This is a genomic window from Enterobacter cloacae complex sp. CARB60, from assembly GCF_036487345.1.
Lineage (GTDB): Bacteria > Pseudomonadota > Gammaproteobacteria > Enterobacterales > Enterobacteriaceae > Enterobacter > Enterobacter asburiae_D.
The window spans coordinates 1,421,829-1,438,236 of sequence record NZ_JAZKLC010000002.1; the positions used below are offsets into that span (position 1 = coordinate 1,421,829).

Annotated in this window: 12 protein-coding genes; 5 read left to right on the forward strand and 7 right to left on the reverse strand. The window is 58.1% G+C overall.

Going from position 1 to position 16,408, the window contains the following annotated elements:
* The first annotated feature begins 21 nt into the window (after positions 1-21).
* Positions 22-561, forward strand: a complete 540-nt coding sequence (locus V4835_RS07925) for a YfaZ family outer membrane protein (protein ID WP_024908211.1) — start codon at positions 22-24, stop codon at positions 559-561.
* Positions 562-654: 93 nt separating this feature from the next.
* Positions 655-1,854, forward strand: a complete 1,200-nt coding sequence (locus V4835_RS07930; protein WP_331411847.1) for a nicotinamide mononucleotide deamidase-related protein YfaY — start codon at positions 655-657, stop codon at positions 1,852-1,854.
* A gap of 33 nt (positions 1,855-1,887) precedes the next feature.
* On the opposite strand, the gene glpC is transcribed toward V4835_RS07930, so the two are convergent.
* Genes glpC through glpA form a run of 3 tightly spaced genes read right to left on the reverse strand, consistent with a single transcriptional unit; the run spans position 1,888 to position 5,910 of the window.
* Positions 1,888-3,078, reverse strand: coding sequence for an anaerobic glycerol-3-phosphate dehydrogenase subunit GlpC (gene glpC, locus V4835_RS07935; protein WP_331411849.1), 1,191 nt, complete (start codon positions 3,076-3,078; stop codon positions 1,888-1,890).
* Positions 3,075-4,292, reverse strand: coding sequence for a glycerol-3-phosphate dehydrogenase subunit GlpB (gene glpB, locus V4835_RS07940; RefSeq protein WP_331411851.1), 1,218 nt, complete (start codon positions 4,290-4,292; stop codon positions 3,075-3,077). Before glpB ends, glpC begins: the two co-directional genes overlap by 4 nt.
* Complete coding sequence (gene glpA / locus V4835_RS07945) at positions 4,282-5,910, reverse strand: anaerobic glycerol-3-phosphate dehydrogenase subunit A (protein ID WP_331411853.1); 1,629 nt, start codon at positions 5,908-5,910, stop codon at positions 4,282-4,284. Before glpA ends, glpB begins: the two co-directional genes overlap by 11 nt.
* A gap of 252 nt (positions 5,911-6,162) precedes the next feature.
* On the opposite strand from glpA, the gene glpT reads away from it, so the two are divergent.
* Together glpT and glpQ are read left to right on the forward strand one after the other, a co-directional pair.
* On the forward strand, positions 6,163-7,515 hold the full coding sequence (glpT, locus tag V4835_RS07950) for a glycerol-3-phosphate transporter (protein ID WP_063143746.1): 1,353 nt from the start codon (positions 6,163-6,165) through the stop codon (positions 7,513-7,515).
* A gap of 11 nt (positions 7,516-7,526) precedes the next feature.
* Complete coding sequence (glpQ, locus tag V4835_RS07955; RefSeq protein WP_331411854.1) at positions 7,527-8,582, forward strand: glycerophosphodiester phosphodiesterase; 1,056 nt, start codon at positions 7,527-7,529, stop codon at positions 8,580-8,582.
* Positions 8,583-8,671: 89 nt separating this feature from the next.
* Here the strand turns inward: glpQ and yfaE are convergent, their stop codons facing one another.
* The 4 genes from yfaE to ubiG form a co-directional block, all read right to left on the reverse strand.
* A complete protein-coding gene (gene yfaE / locus V4835_RS07960) occupies positions 8,672-8,926 on the reverse strand; it encodes a class I ribonucleotide reductase maintenance protein YfaE (protein WP_331411855.1) in 255 nt (84 codons plus the stop codon).
* Positions 8,926-10,056 carry a class Ia ribonucleoside-diphosphate reductase subunit beta gene (gene nrdB / locus V4835_RS07965; RefSeq protein ID WP_047346599.1) on the reverse strand — a complete coding sequence of 377 codons (1,131 nt, stop codon included), beginning with the start codon at positions 10,054-10,056 and terminating at the stop codon, positions 8,926-8,928. The genes yfaE and nrdB overlap by 1 nt, the downstream gene beginning before the upstream one ends.
* Positions 10,057-10,137: 81 nt before the next feature.
* Positions 10,138-12,423 (reverse strand): class 1a ribonucleoside-diphosphate reductase subunit alpha, encoded by a 2,286-nt coding sequence (nrdA, locus tag V4835_RS07970; RefSeq protein ID WP_063143748.1) that lies wholly within the window; start codon positions 12,421-12,423, stop codon positions 10,138-10,140.
* A gap of 347 nt (positions 12,424-12,770) precedes the next feature.
* On the reverse strand, positions 12,771-13,499 hold the full coding sequence (ubiG, locus tag V4835_RS07975) for a bifunctional 2-polyprenyl-6-hydroxyphenol methylase/3-demethylubiquinol 3-O-methyltransferase UbiG (RefSeq protein ID WP_058841537.1): 729 nt from the start codon (positions 13,497-13,499) through the stop codon (positions 12,771-12,773).
* Positions 13,500-13,645: 146 nt separating this feature from the next.
* On the opposite strand from ubiG, the gene gyrA reads away from it, so the two are divergent.
* A complete protein-coding gene (gyrA, locus tag V4835_RS07980) occupies positions 13,646-16,282 on the forward strand; it encodes a DNA topoisomerase (ATP-hydrolyzing) subunit A (protein WP_063143749.1) in 2,637 nt (878 codons plus the stop codon).
* The last annotated feature ends 126 nt before the right edge of the window (positions 16,283-16,408 follow it).

Below are 16,408 nucleotides of genomic sequence, written 5' to 3' on the forward strand. Positions count from 1 at the left end.
TAATTGTGCGGGATCACGACAATGAAAAAAGTGGCATTACTGGGCTTCGGCCTGATGGTTGTATCTGCGGCGGCTAACGCTATCAGCATTAACGGCTCGGCGGGTCAGGATTACACCCACCTGGGCTTTGGCATGGGTACCGAGACTTCCGGTCTGGCGATGACCGGCGGCTGGACGCATAACGATGACGACGGCGACGCGGCGAGCCTCGGCCTGGGTCTGAACGTTCCTCTTGGTCCGTTCCTGGCCACCGTCGGCGGTAAAGGTATCTATACCAACCCAAATGACGGTGACGAAGGGTACGCGGCGGCAGTGGGCGGCGGGCTGCAGTGGAAAATTGGCGACAGCTTCGGCCTGTTTGGTGAGTACTACTATTCACCGGATTCCCTCTCAAGCGGTATCGAAAGCTATGAAGAGGCCAACGCCGGCGCGCGCTGGACTATCATGCGTCCGATTACCATCGAAGCGGGCTATCGCTATCTGAACCTGGCCGGCAAAGACGGCAACCGCGATAACGCGCTGGCCGACGGCCCGTACGTGGGCGTCAGCGCAGGCTTCTAATCACTCCGGCGCGGCGTTCTGCCGCGCCAGTTTCTCTCTTCTCCACCCCGCGTTTGCGCTATAGTGTTTTGACCAAATAAGCGGGAGAACATAATGATTAACGTGGAGATGTTATCCACCGGCGACGAAGTGCTGCATGGACAAATTATTGATACCAATGCTGCCTGGCTTGCCGATCTTTTCTTTGAGCAAGGATTACCGTTAACGCGCCGCAATACGGTGGGCGACAGTCTGGAGTCGCTGGTTGCTATTCTGCGCGAGCGCAGCGAGCACTGCGACGTGCTGATTGTGAACGGCGGGCTCGGCCCCACCAGTGACGATCTCAGCGCGCTAGCCGCCGCTACCGCAAAAGGCGAAGGGCTGGTGCTGCACGAGGCGTGGCTTTCGCAGATGGAGCGCTTTTTCTCCGAACGTGGCCGCGTGATGGCCCCCAGCAACCGCAAACAGGCTGAAATTCCCGCCAGCGCCGAGCTGGTCGATAACCCGGTCGGGACCGCGTGCGGGTTTGCCATGCAGCTGAACCGCTGCCTGATGTTCTTTACGCCGGGCGTGCCCTCAGAATTTAAAGTGATGGTCGAGCAGCAGATCCTGCCGCGCCTTCGCGATCGTTTTACCCTGCCTCAACCTCCGCTGTGCCTGCGTCTGACCACGTTTGGCCGCTCGGAAAGCGATCTGGCCCAGAGCCTAGACCCTCTCCCGCTGCCGCCGGGCGTCTCCATGGGCTATCGCTCCTCCATGCCGATCATTGAACTTAAGCTGACAGGCCCGGCCGAGCAGAAAGAGGCGATGCTGGCCCTGTGGCCCGAGGTGCAGCGCGTGGCGGGCGAAAGCCTGATCTTTGAAGGAACGGAAGGTCTACCCGCGCAGATTGCGGCGCATCTGCAGTCGCGTCAGCTGAGTGTGACCTTAAGCGAGCAGTTCACCGGTGGCCTGCTGGCGCTGCAGCTGTCGCGCGTCAACGCGCCGCTGCTGGCCAGCGAAGTGGTGCCGTTCCAGCAGGAGACCCTGGCGCAAACCGCCCGCTGGGCTTCCGAGAGAAGGGTGAAGCATTTTGCCGGTCTGGCGCTGTTTGTCGGGGGGCTGGATGAGGAATACCTTAACTTCGCGCTGGCGACGCCGGAAGGCACCTGGGCGCTGCGGGTTAAAATGAGCATCACCCGCCATAGCCTGGCGGTGCGTCAGGAGGTTTGCGCCATGATGGCGTTGAACATGCTGCGCCGCTGGCTGAATGGTAAAGAGGTTGCCAGCGAGCACGGCTGGATCCATGTGGTCGAGTCGCTGTTCATCGAGTAAAACCTGTGCCGGGGCGTTTCGCCCCGGCTATGTTCAGCCCAGCGCCTTCGCCAGCAGGGTAATCGGATGTTCACAGCGCTTGCTGGTGGACATCTCAATCTGCCACTTGCAGGTTTCGCAGTCGGTCACCACGATATCCGCGCCGCTCTCTTCAATCTGACGGAACAGCGGGGCGCCGATCGCCTGTGACGTTTCGTAGTTCTCACGCTTAAAGCCGTAGGTTCCCGCAATCCCGCAGCAGCGCGAATCCAGCACCGTCAGCTCCAGGCCTGGAATAAGCCGCAGCAGCTCAAGCGTATAGAGCGACCAGCCCATTTTCTCCATGTGACACGGCGTGTGGTAGACCACTTTCAGCGGTAATGTCCCCAGCGGCAACGTCTGCCCGCTATCCTGTTTGCGCCATAGGAAGCGTGTCGCCAGCTCGATGTGCTCGCGCAGGCCGGTGTTATCCACGTCCAGCAGATGCGGGTACTCGTCGCGCAGGGTGAAGGTACAGGTGGACGAGGTCGCCAGCACCGGAATACCTTTATCGACAATCGCTTCGCGCAGGGAGGTGACATTGCTTTGAGCCTGCCTGCGCGCTTTATCGGTAAACCCGTTGGCAATCAGCGGCACGCCGCAGCACTTCTCTTTGTTCAGTAGCTGAACGCCCGTTCCCATGGCGTTCAGCACCTTCAGCAGATCTTTACCCAGCTGCGGGTGGTTGTAGTTCACATAGCAGCCGTGGAAAAAGACCACCTGGTCGGCATACTTCGCCTGTTCCGCCGCGACGGATTTGTACCAGCGGCGGAAGGTGCCGTGAGAATATTTCGGCAGGCTGCGGTGATGGTCTATCTTCAGCGTCGCATCCAGCAGCTGGCGCACCGGCTTGAGCGAGGTCGCGGCATTCACCATCGGGGCAAACGGCGTCGAGACGCTGCCCATCAGGTCGGTATGGCTCAGGATCGCGTCCCGCAGCGTCGGCTTTTGCGTGCTGTAGCGCGCCCGGGCACGCTGGATGATATCGCCGATTTTAACATCCGACGGGCAGGCGACTTCGCAGCGTTTGCAGTTAATGCAGTATTTCAGCGCCTCGTCGTACAGCTTGCCGTCCTTCAGACGCAGACGCTCGCCGTCCGGCCCGGCCTGCTTTGGCCCGGGATAGCGTGGGTTCACGCCGCTGACCGGGCAGACGGTGGTACACACCGTGCATTTAATGCAGCTTTCAAAACGGGTGTCGTTCATTGTTCAGCCTCCGTGCGCTGGCTAATCTGCTCTGCCACATACAGCGCCGTGACGGCGCAGACCCCGCCACCGCATCCCTGGGCAATGGGATCGTACCCGCCCAGCAGCGAGCCGATGGCAAAGAGATTACTGACGGGCTTACCGGAAAGCTGCGGATGCAGCTGGCTATCGACAATCACGCCGAACTGCTGCCAGGGCTGCGGCGAGAAGAAATCACTCTGATACCAGTCCGCGCGGGAGGCTCGCTGGCGAACATCCAGCCCCATAATGGCTTCCCGGATGCCCTCCCGGCTGCTCAGCAGCCCGTTGCTGAAGAAGCTGCCGCTTGCCAGCACCGTATAGCGGGCACGAAGCGGAATATCGTCGTGGTTGCGCGTCCAGATTTCGCTCACCGCGCCGTCGGTCAGGGTGATTTTTTTCACCTCATCACCCGCCATCCACACGCCGCCCTGCGCGACAAACTGGCGCTGGAGCTGGGTATGCAGGCGAATGCCGGGTACGGAAGGGGGCAGCGTGGGCAGCAGGCCGAGCGAGCAGGGCAGACGATCCGAGAGCCAGCGCCAGAGCCGGTTGTCGCGTAAACCAAAGCAGGCGGGCATCAGCAGGGCGTCACAGCCGTCGCTAAGCGGCCTGAGCGCGTCATACAGCAGCGGCCATTTGTCCTCGTTATCCAGAAAGCGGGCGATATTCACCGCGCGAAACTCGCTCGGGTTATCGCGCAGGACATCAAGCTCGGGCAGCTCTATCTCTGCCGTTTCGGCGTTAACGCCCTGGCGACAGAGCGACGCCGCCGCGAGATGGGGCTGAAAATCCAGAAAGCCGCTAATACCCACGACCCGCACGCGCGCGGCATTGAAGGGAGCAACGGGTACCTCCTCCGGGCTGAGCCAGGCAGAGCGCAGGGTGCCGAGCGGCGTGACGCGCTGGTGATTGAGCCGGGCGCTCCCCTTCAGACGCGCGCCGCAGTCCGCCAGCAGCGCTTCGGTTTCCAGCGCAAAGCGGTCAATATGCTGCGCGCCAATCAGGTGATACGGGTGCTCCGGCGGCAGCTTGTCGCGGTACGCTTCGTCCACCAGATCCAGCGAGCCCGACGAGAAGTGCAGGGCGCTCTGGCCCCGGGTGATAATGGCGCAGCGCAGCCCCTGCTTCGTGAGCTTGATGCCGCAGAGCAGGCCTACCAGCCCGCCGCCGACGATGACGGTATCAAATTTCATCGCGTTGCTCCTTCTCAAGACCGCAAAGCCCCTGGTAGACCCAGCGGGTAAATTCGCTTTCGCGCAGGGCATCGCCCCACGCGACAGGCTGAATGCCTTTCCAGCGCTCGTTTAAAAACGCGCTGAGCTGATCGAGCGACTGGGTGGCGGTGGTGGTGTGAAAACGCTGCAATAGTCCGGCGGCACGACAGGCGCACAGCTCGCCCTGACAGGTCCCCATTCCAACGCGGGTGCGGCGGCGAAGATCGAGCAGGCTGTTGACCGTCAGGCTCTCCACCGCGTACTGCACCTCACCGGCGGTGACGGCTTCGCACTCGCACACCAGGCTGCGGCTCAATCTTCCTTCACCGAGCCACTGTGGCGTTCTGTCGCCGTGGCGGTAAATAGCGGATCCGCGCAGCGGCGCGGGCAGGGAGATAATTTTTTGCAGCGTTTTTTCGGTGGACTGACGCGAGCCGGGCAGGGCTTGTTCTGCCGTCACGCACCGTTCGGTATTGCCCAGCTTGCGGCAGACGGCGTCGGTCGCCCACTCGGCCATCAGGCGGTAGGTCATCAGCTTGCCGCCGGTGATGGTGATAAACCCGTCCATGCCGTCGCGCTCGGCGTGATCGAGCAGCACGATGCCCCGGCTGACGTTACGTCCGCTCGGGTCGTTATCGCTGGCGACCAGCGGACGCACGCCCGCGTAGGCGCGCAGAATACGCGTCTGCGCCATCACCGGGGCCAGTTTTTCCCCTTCGCGCAGCAGGATGTCGACCTCTTCGGCGGTCACGCGGTTGTAGTCAATCTCGCTGTAGTCCACGTGGGTTGAGGTGGTACCGATTAACGAAATGGTGTCGCCAGGGACGAGGATATCAGCATCAGACGGTTTACGGCAGCGGTTGATCACGTGGTTATTGATGCGGTGGTCGAGGATCAGCAGCGAGCCTTTCGCCGGGAACATGCGCACCGACAGGTCCGCGTATTCCGCGATGCGCTGCCCCCAGATCCCCGCCGCGTTGACCACAACGGCGGCATACAGCTCGCTGTGTTCGTTATATTGCGTATCAAGGATCCGCACGCCGCAGATGCGATGACCTTCGCGGATAAGCCCGGTCACCTCGTGCCCGGTCAGGATGTGCGCGCCATGCTCGCGGGCGTCCAGCATATTGGCGGCGGTCAGGCGGAAGGGATCAACGGTGCCGTCAGGCACTTTCACCGCGCCAATAAGCGCCGGGTTAACCGACGGCTCCAGCCGTCGCGCTAGCGCCGGGTCCATGGCCTCAGCCTGAATGCCTGCCACAGTGCAGGCGGTAATAAAGGTGTCCTGAAAGGCGAGGTCATCTTCGGGAAGGGTAATAAAGAGGCCGTCGGTCGGCTCAATGCAGTGGCGGGCGATACGCTTGAGGATCTGGTTTTCAGCAATACATTCGCGCGCGGATTCACCGTCGGTAACCGCGTACCGCGCGCCGCTGTGCAGCAGGCCATGGTTACGTCCGGTTGCGCCCGTGGCGATATCATGGCGCTCCAGAAGCGTGACGCTTAAGCCGCGAAGGGCGCAATCGCGTGCGATCCCGGCGCCGGTTGCGCCACCGCCAATGATTATCACATCGCTGTAGCGAGGATCGTGAATGGTCATTGTTTACCCTCTATGTTCGTTTTTTTATCATTTAGCCATATCAATAGTGTGGTTTGTTTGATTTCGAACATAAACGCGCGAAATTCGAAAGTGAAACGTGATTTCATGCGCTTTTTTGCGCATTCTGTCATATTTCTGTAACAATCTGTGCGTTGATTCACAGTAACAATCACCGTGATTTCTTAACATCCCCGCCTCTGGAATTCAGGTGCGAGCCACCTGCTCATTCAATTCAAGGCCACGGAGGCTGTTATGCTCAGTATCTTCAAACCTGCGCCGCATCGGGCGCGTCTGCCAGAGGCAGAAATTGATCCGCTATACCGCCGCCTGCGCTGGCAAATTTTCCTGGGGATCTTCTTCGGGTACGCGGCGTACTACCTTGTACGTAAAAACTTCGCGCTCGCCATGCCGTATCTGGTGGAGCAGGGCTTCTCCCGCGGCGATCTGGGGTTCGCGCTGTCGGGGATCTCAATCGCCTACGGTTTTTCCAAATTCATCATGGGTTCCGTGTCGGATCGCTCGAATCCGCGCGTGTTCCTGCCCGCCGGCCTAATCCTGGCGGCCGCGGTCATGCTGTTCATGGGCTTTGTGCCGTGGGCAACCTCCAGCATTGCCGTCATGTTCGTCCTGCTGTTCCTCTGCGGCTGGTTCCAGGGGATGGGGTGGCCGCCGTGCGGACGCACCATGGTGCACTGGTGGTCGCAGAAGGAGCGCGGCGGCATCGTGTCGGTGTGGAACTGCGCGCATAACGTGGGTGGCGGTATTCCGCCGCTGCTGTTCCTGCTGGGGATGGCCTGGTTCAACGACTGGCACGCTGCGCTGTATATGCCTGCCTTTGGCGCCATCGTCGTGGCGATTATCGCCTTCGCGCTGATGCGCGACACGCCTCAGTCCTGCGGCCTGCCGCCGATTGAAGAGTACAAAAACGACTATCCGGATGATTACAGCAAAGAGCACGAAGAAGAGCTGACCGCAAAACAGATCTTCATGAAGTACGTCCTGCCGAACAAGCTGCTGTGGTACATCGCCGTGGCGAACGTGTTCGTTTACCTGCTGCGCTACGGCATCCTCGACTGGTCGCCAACCTACCTGAAAGAGGTGAAGCACTTCGCGCTGGATAAATCCTCGTGGGCCTATTTCCTGTATGAATATGCCGGGATCCCGGGCACGCTGCTGTGCGGCTGGATGTCGGACAAGGTGTTTAAAGGTAACCGCGGCGCGACGGGCGTGTTCTTTATGACCCTGGTCACTATCGCGACCGTCGTGTACTGGCTTAACCCGCCGGGTAATCCGGGTGTGGACATGGCCTGCATGATTGTTATTGGCTTCCTGATTTACGGTCCGGTGATGCTGATCGGTCTGCACGCGCTGGAGCTGGCACCGAAAAAAGCGGCAGGCACGGCGGCAGGCTTTACCGGTCTGTTCGGCTATCTGGGCGGTTCGGTCGCGGCGAGCGCCATCGTGGGCTACACCGTTGACTTCTTCGGCTGGGACGGCGGCTTTATGGTGATGATCGGCGGTAGCGTGCTGGCGGTACTGCTGCTGATTGTTGTGATGATCGGTGAGAAACGTCACCACGCGGAAGTGCAGGCGCGTCGTCAATAAGGAGCAATGCCATGAAATTATCTTACGTAACAACCGGCCTGCTGCTGGCGGGCCTGATGACCGGCTCCGCGCTGGCGGCGGATAAAATCGTTATCGCCCACCGCGGTGCCAGCGGCTATCTGCCGGAGCACACGCTGCCGGCAAAAGCGATGGCCTATGCCCAGGGCGCGGATTATCTGGAGCAGGATCTGGTGATGACGAAGGACGACCAGCTGGTTGTCCTGCATGACCACTATCTGGACCGCGTGACGGACGTGGCGGAGCGCTTCCCGGACCGCGCGCGAAAAGATGGCCGCTACTACGCCATCGACTTCACGCTGGCGGAGATCCGTTCCCTGAAGTTTACCGAAGGCTTCGAGATTGAAAGCGGCAAGAAGGTGCAGGTCTATCCGGGGCGTTTCCCGATGGGCAAATCTGACTTCCGCATTCATACCTTCCAGGAAGAGATTGAGTTTGTTCAGGGGCTGAACCACTCAACCGGCAAAAACATCGGTATCTACCCGGAGATCAAAGCGCCGTGGTTCCACCATCAGGAAGGAAAAGACATTGCTGCGAAGACGCTGGAGATGCTGAAACAGTACGGCTACACCAGCAAGAAGGACAAAGTCTACCTGCAGTGTTTTGACGCCGCCGAGCTGAAGCGCATCAAAACCGAGCTGGAGCCGAAGATGGGGATGGACCTCAATCTGGTGCAGCTGATTGCCTATACCGACTGGAATGAAACCCAGGAGAAGCAGCCGGACGGGAAGTGGGTGAACTACAGCTACGACTGGATGTTTAAGCCGGGCGCGATGAAGCAGATTGCGCAATACGCCGACGGCATCGGGCCGGATTACCACATGCTGGTGGCGGAAGGATCGGCCCCGGGCCACGTGAAGCTGACGGCGATGGTGAAAGAGGCGCACGCCAGCAAGATGCAGGTGCATCCGTACACGGTGCGTGCAGACCAGCTGCCGCCGTATGCCACGGACGTGAATCAGCTTTATGAGGTGTTGTATAACCAGGCGGGCGTGGACGGACTGTTTACAGATTTCCCGGATAAAGCAGTGAGCTTTTTGAAGGATTAACGCTGAAATTGCCGGGTGGCGGCTGCGCCTTACCCGGCCTACGAACTGCGGTTTTGTAGGTCGGGTAAGCGAAGCGCCACCCGACGCAATCACATCTCGATCTCTATATCGCCTTTTGCCCGGCAGCAGCAGGGCAAAATTTCCCCTTCGTTGATAAAGGCCAGCGGCTCGGTCAGCCAGTCCACCTGGCCGGCGATCAGACGGCAGCGGCAGGAGCCGCAGTAGCCGGAACGACACTGGTACTCTACTTCTACCTGATGCGCCTCAAGCGCCACCAGCAGAGAAGGGTGCTCCTCCCGACACAGTACCTCAGTGCCGGAAAGGCTTAACGTGACGCGTGACATCAGAGCTGGAAGTCGCTCAGGTCGTCGGTGTTGACTTCAGAATCAATCTGACCGACCAGATAAGAGCTGACTTCCACTTCCTGCGGCGCAACCTGCACGTTATCGGACACCAGCCAGGTGTTGATCCACGGGATTGGGTTAGAGCGCGTCTGGAACGGCAGGTCGAGACCGACGGCCTGCATGCGGATGTTGGTGATGTACTCAACGTACTGGCACAGGATGTCTTTGTTCAGGCCAATCATGGAGCCGTCGCGGAACAGGTAGTCTGCCCACTCTTTCTCCTGCTGAGCCGCCAGCACGAACAGGTCGTAGCACTCCTGCTTGCACTCTTCGGCGATTTCCGCCATCTCCGGATCGTCCGTACCGCTGCGCAGCAGGTTCAGCATGTGCTGGGTACCGGTCAGGTGCAGGGCTTCATCACGGGCAATCAGGCGGATGATTTTGGCGTTGCCTTCCATCAGCTTGCGCTCGGCAAAGGCGAAGGAGCAGGCGAAGCTCACGTAGAAGCGGATCGCCTCCAGCGCGTTAACGCTCATCAGGCACAGATACAGCTGTTTTTTCAGCGCGCGCAGGTTCACGGTAACGGTTTTACCGTTCACGTTGTGCGTGCCTTCACCCAGCAGATGCCAGTAGCTGGTCATCTCGATCAGCTCGTCGTAGTAGTGGGAAATGCCTTCCGCGCGCTTCTGGATCTGCTCGTTGGTGACGATATCGTCAAACACCACCGCCGGATCGTTCACGATGTTGCGGATGATATGGGTGTAAGAGCGGGAGTGGATCGTCTCGGAGAACGCCCAGGTTTCCACCCAGGTTTCCAGCTCAGGAATCGAGATCAGCGGCAGCAGCGCCACGTTTGGGCTACGGCCCTGAATGGAGTCCAGCAGCGTCTGGTATTTCAGGTTGCTGAGGAAGATATGCTTTTCGTGATCCGGCAATGCCTGGAAATCAATACGATCGCGGGAAACGTCCACTTCTTCCGGGCGCCAGAAGAAGGAGAGTTGCTTTTCGATCAGCTTTTCGAAGATGTCATATTTTTGCTGATCGTAGCGTGCCACGTTGACCGGCTGGCCGAAGAACATCGGCTCTTTGAGCTGGTCGTTTTTCGTCTGTGAAAAGGTGGTATATGCCATGAGTGTGTCCTGTGAGAGATTTTGTCAGTCGGGCAAACAAAATCGTAGGCCGGGTAAGCGTAACGCCACCCGGCATTTACATTAGATCTTACATGCGCCGCTTTCGCAGCCATCGTCCTGAATTGACGGCACCATGTCGTCCTGCGCGTCTTCCGCACCGTCACGGGTGTTGTGATAGTACAGCGTTTTCACGCCAAATTTGTAGGCGGTGAGCAGGTCTTTCAGCAATTGCTGCATCGGTACCTTGCCTGACGGGAAGCGCGTCGGGTCATAGTTGGTATTGGCAGAAATCGACTGGTCGATAAACTTCTGCATGATACCCACCAGCTGCAGGTAGCCGTCGTTGTTCGGCATTTCCCACAGCAGCTCGTAGTTATTACCCAGCGTTTCGTAGTCCGGTACGACCTGACGCAGCACGCCGTCTTTCGACGCTTTGATGCTGACGTGGCCGCGCGGCGGCTCAATACCGTTGGTGGCGTTGGAGATCTGCGAAGAGGTCTCGGACGGCATCAGGGCAGAGAGCGTGGAGTTACGCAGGCCGTGGGTCTTGATGGACTCGCGCAGGCCTTCCCAGTCGAGATGCAGCGGCTCGTTGACAATCGCATCCAGGTCTTTCTTGTAGGTGTCGATTGGCAGAATGCCTTTCGCGTAGGTGGTTTCGTTGAACCACGGGCACGCGCCTTGCTCTTTCGCCAGCTCGTTAGAGGCTTTCATCAGGTAGTACTGAATGGCTTCAAACGTCTGGTGCGTCAGGTTGTTGGCGCTGCCGTCAGAGTAACGCTTGCCGTTTTTCGCCAGCCAGTAGGCGAAGTTGATTACGCCGATACCCAGGGTACGGCGGCCCATTGCACCACGCTTGGCGGCCGGGATTGGGTAATCCTGGTAGTCCAGCAGGGCGTCGAGCGCGCGAACCGCCAGCACGGCCAGTTCTTCCAGCTCGTCCAGGCTCTTAATTGCACCCAGGTTGAACGCGGACAGCGTACACAGCGCGATTTCGCCGTTTTCGTCGTTCACGTCTTCCAGCGGTTTGGTCGGCAGGGCGATCTCCAGGCACAGGTTAGACTGGCGCACTGGCGCGACGACCGGGTCAAACGGGCTGTGGGTGTTGCAGTGGTCCACGTTCTGGATGTAGATACGGCCGGTAGAGGCACGTTCCTGCATCATCAGGGAGAACAGGTCTACCGCCTTCACGCGCTGCTTGCGGATGCTGTCGTCTTTTTCGTATTTGGTATACAGACGCTCGAACTCGTCCTGATCGGCAAAGAACGCGTCATACAGGCCCGGCACGTCGGAGGGGCTGAACAGCGTGATGTCTTCGCCTTTCAGCAGACGGGTGTACATCAGCTTGTTGATCTGCACGCCATAGTCCATGTGACGCACGCGGTTGCCTTCCACGCCGCGGTTGTTTTTCAGGACCAGCAGGCTTTCCACTTCCAGGTGCCACATCGGGTAGAACAGGGTCGCAGCACCGCCGCGCACGCCGCCCTGAGAGCAGGATTTTACTGCCGTCTGGAAGTGTTTATAGAACGGGATACAGCCGGTGTGGAACGCTTCACCGCCGCGAATCGGGCTGCCCAGCGCACGGATGCGACCGGCGTTGATGCCGATACCGGCACGCTGGGAAACGTATTTCACGATGGCGCTGGAGGTGGCGTTGATGGAATCAAGGCTGTCACCACACTCGATCAGTACGCAGGAGCTGAACTGACGGGTTGGGGTACGCACGCCGGACATGATTGGCGTCGGCAGAGAAATCTTGAACGTGGATACCGCATCGTAGAAACGCTTCACGTATTCCAGACGGGTGTCACGCGGGTAGTTAGAGAACAGGCAGGCGGCCACCAGAATATAGAGGAACTGGGCGCTTTCGTAGATCTCACCGGTTACACGGTTCTGAACCAGGTATTTGCCTTCGAGCTGCTTCACCGCCGCGTAGGAGAAGTTCATGTCGCGCCAGTGATCGATAAACCCGTTCATCTGCTCGAACTCTTCTTCCGTATAGTCTTCCAGCAGATGCGTGTCGTATTTGCCCAGCTCAACCATTTTCACCACGTGATCGTAAAGCTTCGGCGGCTCAAACTGGCCGTAGGCTTTTTTACGCAGGTGGAAAATCGCCAGACGCGCAGCGAGGTACTGATAATCCGGTGCTTCGCGGGAGATGAGGTCAGCCGCTGCTTTGATGATCGTTTCGTGGATATCAGACGTTTTGATGCCGTCGTAGAACTGAATATGGGAACGCAGTTCGACCTGGGAGATAGATACGTTGTTCAGTCCTTCTGCTGCCCAGTCGAGAACTCGATGGATTTTGTCCAGATTGATACGCTCGGTAGTACCGTCGCGCTTTGTCACCAGCAGACTCTGATTCATGTGGGTTTTACCTGTCCGTGAAATAAAAAATATCCCCCGCTTATCCACAGATCCGTCTTGTGACTAACTCTGTGGATAAATACTACATATAGGGGGTTTGCGATAAGAAAAACGCTATATGGTGAGTATTCTAGTATCGAATCTTTTCAGCACAAGGGTTGATTTTGACGTTAAATTGAGGTTGTGAAAGGGTAAAAAAGGCTAAGTCCTCGTACCGTAAGGCCTGGAAGACATGTCAATAATTAAGAAAAAAAATTCAAAATTTGATCGAGTGCTGATTTCTTCAACGGGAGGTCAGAATTGCGCAACATGATGTCGCGCAATCTTTATAAGAATAACGAATGACGTTAGTCGTTTTTGGCGGTGGTGTGCAACATATAGTTAACATCAACGCCCGGTGCGAGCTTGAATTTATCGGTCAGCGGATTGTAGTGCAGGCCGGTGATGTGCTGCTCTTTGAGCCACGTCTGGTCAACCCAGCTTAACAACTCCGCAGGCTTGATGAATTTCTTCACGTCGTGGGTCCCTTTCGGCACCATGCGCAGCACATACTCCGCGCCAACGACGGCCATCAGCCAGGCTTTACCGTTGCGGTTGATGGTTGAGAAGAAGACCTGACCGCCAGGTTTCACCAGTTTTGCACAGGCGTGCACCACCGACTGCGGATCGGGAACGTGCTCCAGCATCTCCATGCAGGTCACCACATCATACTGATGGGCGTGTTTCGCCGCGTGCTCTTCCACGGTTTCCTGCACGTATTCCACCTGTATACCGGACTCCAGCGCGTGAAGGCGGGCCACCTGCAGCGGTTCAAAGCCCATATCCAGGCCAGTAACATTCGCCCCTTCGCGCGCCATGCTCTCAGCCAGGATGCCGCCGCCGCAGCCGACATCAAGCACTTTCTTACCGAACAGACCGCCGGAACGCTCCGCGATATAGCCCAGACGCAGCGGGTTAATGCGATGCAGCGGTTTGAACTCACCTTCGAGATCCCACCAGCGGGACGCCACCGCTTCAAATTTGGCAATCTCTTCGTGGTCAACGTTGTGAACCACCGGGGATTTTTCGGCATTCATGGGCGCTTTTACTCCTTATTTAGCAAGACAAAGGAGTATATCAGGCAATCCCCGTGAATAAAGCGTATAGGTTTACCTCAATCACCTCGGCTGTGTTATAATTTGCGACCTTTGAATCCGGGATACAGTAGAGGGATAGCGGTTAGATGAGCGACCTTGCGAGAGAAATTACACCGGTTAACATCGAGGAAGAGCTGAAGAGCTCCTATCTGGACTATGCGATGTCGGTCATTGTTGGCCGTGCGCTGCCGGACGTCCGCGATGGCCTTAAGCCGGTACACCGTCGCGTACTATACGCCATGAACGTATTGGGCAATGACTGGAATAAAGCCTATAAAAAATCTGCCCGCGTCGTCGGTGACGTCATCGGTAAATATCACCCGCATGGTGATACCGCCGTTTATGACACCATCGTTCGTATGGCGCAGCCATTCTCCTTGCGTTACATGCTGGTAGATGGTCAGGGTAACTTTGGTTCAGTCGACGGCGACTCCGCTGCGGCGATGCGTTATACGGAAATCCGTATGTCGAAAATCGCTCATGAGCTGATGGCCGATCTGGAAAAAGAGACCGTTGATTTCGTCGATAACTACGACGGCACCGAGCGAATTCCTGATGTGATGCCAACCAAGATCCCGAACCTGTTAGTGAACGGTTCGTCCGGTATCGCGGTCGGTATGGCAACCAACATTCCGCCGCACAACATCACCGAGGTGATCAACGGCTGCCTGGCCTATATCGACGATGAAGACATCAGCATTGAAGGGCTGATGGAACACATCCCGGGTCCGGACTTCCCGACGGCGGCGATCATCAACGGTCGTCGCGGTATTGAAGAAGCGTACCGCACCGGCCGCGGCAAGATTTACATCCGTGCCCGCGCCGAAGTGGAAGCTGACGCTAAGACCGGCCGTGAAACCATCATTGTTCACGAGATCCCGTATCAGGTGAACAAAGCGCGTCTGATTGAAAAAATCGCCGAGCTGGTAAAAGAAAAACGTGTTGAAGGCATCAGCGCGCTGCGTGACGAGTCTGACAAAGACGGTATGCGCATCGTGATTGAGATCAAACGCGACGCGGTGGGCGAGGTTGTGCTGAACAACCTGTACTCCCAGACTCAGCTTCAGGTCTCCTTCGGTATTAACATGGTTGCACTGCACCATGGTCAGCCGAAGATCATGAACCTGAAAGAGATCCTGAGCGCGTTCGTGCGCCACCGCCGTGAAGTGGTGACCCGTCGTACCATCTTCGAACTGCGTAAAGCGCGCGACCGTGCGCACATCCTTGAAGCGCTGGCGGTTGCGCTGGCCAACATCGACCCGATCATTGAACTGATCCGTCGCGCGCCAACCCCGGCGGAAGCGAAAGCAGCGTTAGTGGCTCGGCCATGGGCGCTGGGTAACGTTTCTGCGATGCTCGAACGTGCGGGCGACGACGCTGCGCGTCCTGAGTGGCTGGAACCTGAGTTTGGCGTGCGTGACGGTCAGTACTACCTGACTGAGCAGCAGGCCCAGGCGATTCTGGATCTTCGTCTGCAGAAACTGACCGGCCTTGAGCACGAAAAACTGCTCGACGAATACAAAGAGCTGCTGGAACAGATTGCCGAGCTGCTGCACATCCTGGGTAGCGCAGAGCGTCTGATGGAAGTGATTCGTGAAGAGCTGGAGCTGGTCCGCGATCAGTTCGGCGATGAGCGCCGCACCGAAATCACCGCGAACAGCTCTGATATCAACATTGAAGATCTGATCAACCGCGAAGACGTGGTGGTCACCCTGTCTCATCAGGGCTATGTGAAGTATCAGCCGCTGACCGACTACGAAGCACAGCGTCGTGGCGGTAAAGGTAAATCTGCAGCACGTATTAAAGAAGAAGACTTTATTGACCGCCTGCTGGTGGCAAACACCCACGACACGATCCTCTGCTTCTCAAGCCGCGGTCGTCTGTACTGGATGAAAGTCTATCAGCTGCCGGAAGCAAGCCGCGGCGCACGTGGTCGTCCAATCGTGAACCTGCTGCCGCTGGAAGCGAACGAACGTATCACCGCCATCCTGCCGGTACGCGAGTACGAAGAGGGCGTGAACGTCTTCATGGCGACCGCCAGCGGTACCGTGAAGAAAACCGCGCTGACCGAGTTCAGCCGCCCACGTTCCGCCGGGATCATCGCGGTGAACCTGAACGAAGGCGACGAGCTGATCGGCGTGGATCTGACCTCCGGTTCTGATGAAGTGATGCTGTTCTCTGCCGCCGGTAAAGTGGTGCGCTTTAAAGAGAACGCCGTCCGTGCAATGGGTCGTACCGCTACGGGCGTTCGTGGTATCAAACTGGCTGGCGAAGACAGCGTTGTTTCTCTGATCGTTCCGCGTGGTGAAGGCGCAATCCTGACCGTTACGCAGAATGGCTACGGTAAACGTACGGCAGAAAGCGAATACCCGACCAAGTCTCGCGGCACGCAGGGCGTTATCTCTATCAAAGTGACCGAGCGCAACGGTTCCGTTGTGGGCGCGGTGCAGGTGGACGATGCCGACCAGATCATGATGATCACCGATGCAGGTACGCTGGTGCGTACCCGCGTGTCTGAGATCAGCGTGGTGGGGCGTAACACCCAGGGCGTAATCCTCATCCGTACAGCGGAAGATGAAAACGTGGTGGGTCTGCAGCGTGTTGCTGAGCCGGTGGATGACGAAGAGCTCGATTCCATCGACGGTAGCGTTGCGGAAGGCGATGATGATATCGCGCCGGAAGCCGACACTGACGATGACGCAGCGGATGACGCTGACGAGTAATGTCTCCTGATGCAAAAAAGGGCCGGATTCCGGCCCTTTTCTTTTGCAGAAGCAGATAAGTCAACGTTGCGACCTGGCGCGTTTACCGCTACCTTAACCACATTCTTTTGACCCCGACGGCGGAGC

Bases quoted from the DNA above. Each gene is read 5' to 3' on its own strand.
- V4835_RS07925 (WP_024908211.1), top strand. From the start codon at position 22: ATGAAAAAAGTGGCATTACTGGGCTTCGGCCTGATGGTTGTATCTGCG.
- V4835_RS07930 (WP_331411847.1), top strand. From the start codon at position 655: ATGATTAACGTGGAGATGTTATCCACCGGCGACGAAGTGCTGCATGGA.
- glpC (WP_331411849.1), bottom strand. From the start codon at position 3,078: ATGAACGACACCCGTTTTGAAAGCTGCATTAAATGCACGGTGTGTACC.
- glpB (WP_331411851.1), bottom strand. From the start codon at position 4,292: ATGAAATTTGATACCGTCATCGTCGGCGGCGGGCTGGTAGGCCTGCTC.
- glpA (WP_331411853.1), bottom strand. From the start codon at position 5,910: ATGACCATTCACGATCCTCGCTACAGCGATGTGATAATCATTGGCGGT.
- glpT (WP_063143746.1), top strand. From the start codon at position 6,163: ATGCTCAGTATCTTCAAACCTGCGCCGCATCGGGCGCGTCTGCCAGAG.
- glpQ (WP_331411854.1), top strand. From the start codon at position 7,527: ATGAAATTATCTTACGTAACAACCGGCCTGCTGCTGGCGGGCCTGATG.
- yfaE (WP_331411855.1), bottom strand. From the start codon at position 8,926: ATGTCACGCGTCACGTTAAGCCTTTCCGGCACTGAGGTACTGTGTCGG.
- nrdB (WP_047346599.1), bottom strand. From the start codon at position 10,056: ATGGCATATACCACCTTTTCACAGACGAAAAACGACCAGCTCAAAGAG.
- nrdA (WP_063143748.1), bottom strand. From the start codon at position 12,423: ATGAATCAGAGTCTGCTGGTGACAAAGCGCGACGGTACTACCGAGCGT.
- ubiG (WP_058841537.1), bottom strand. From the start codon at position 13,499: ATGAATGCCGAAAAATCCCCGGTGGTTCACAACGTTGACCACGAAGAG.
- gyrA (WP_063143749.1), top strand. From the start codon at position 13,646: ATGAGCGACCTTGCGAGAGAAATTACACCGGTTAACATCGAGGAAGAG.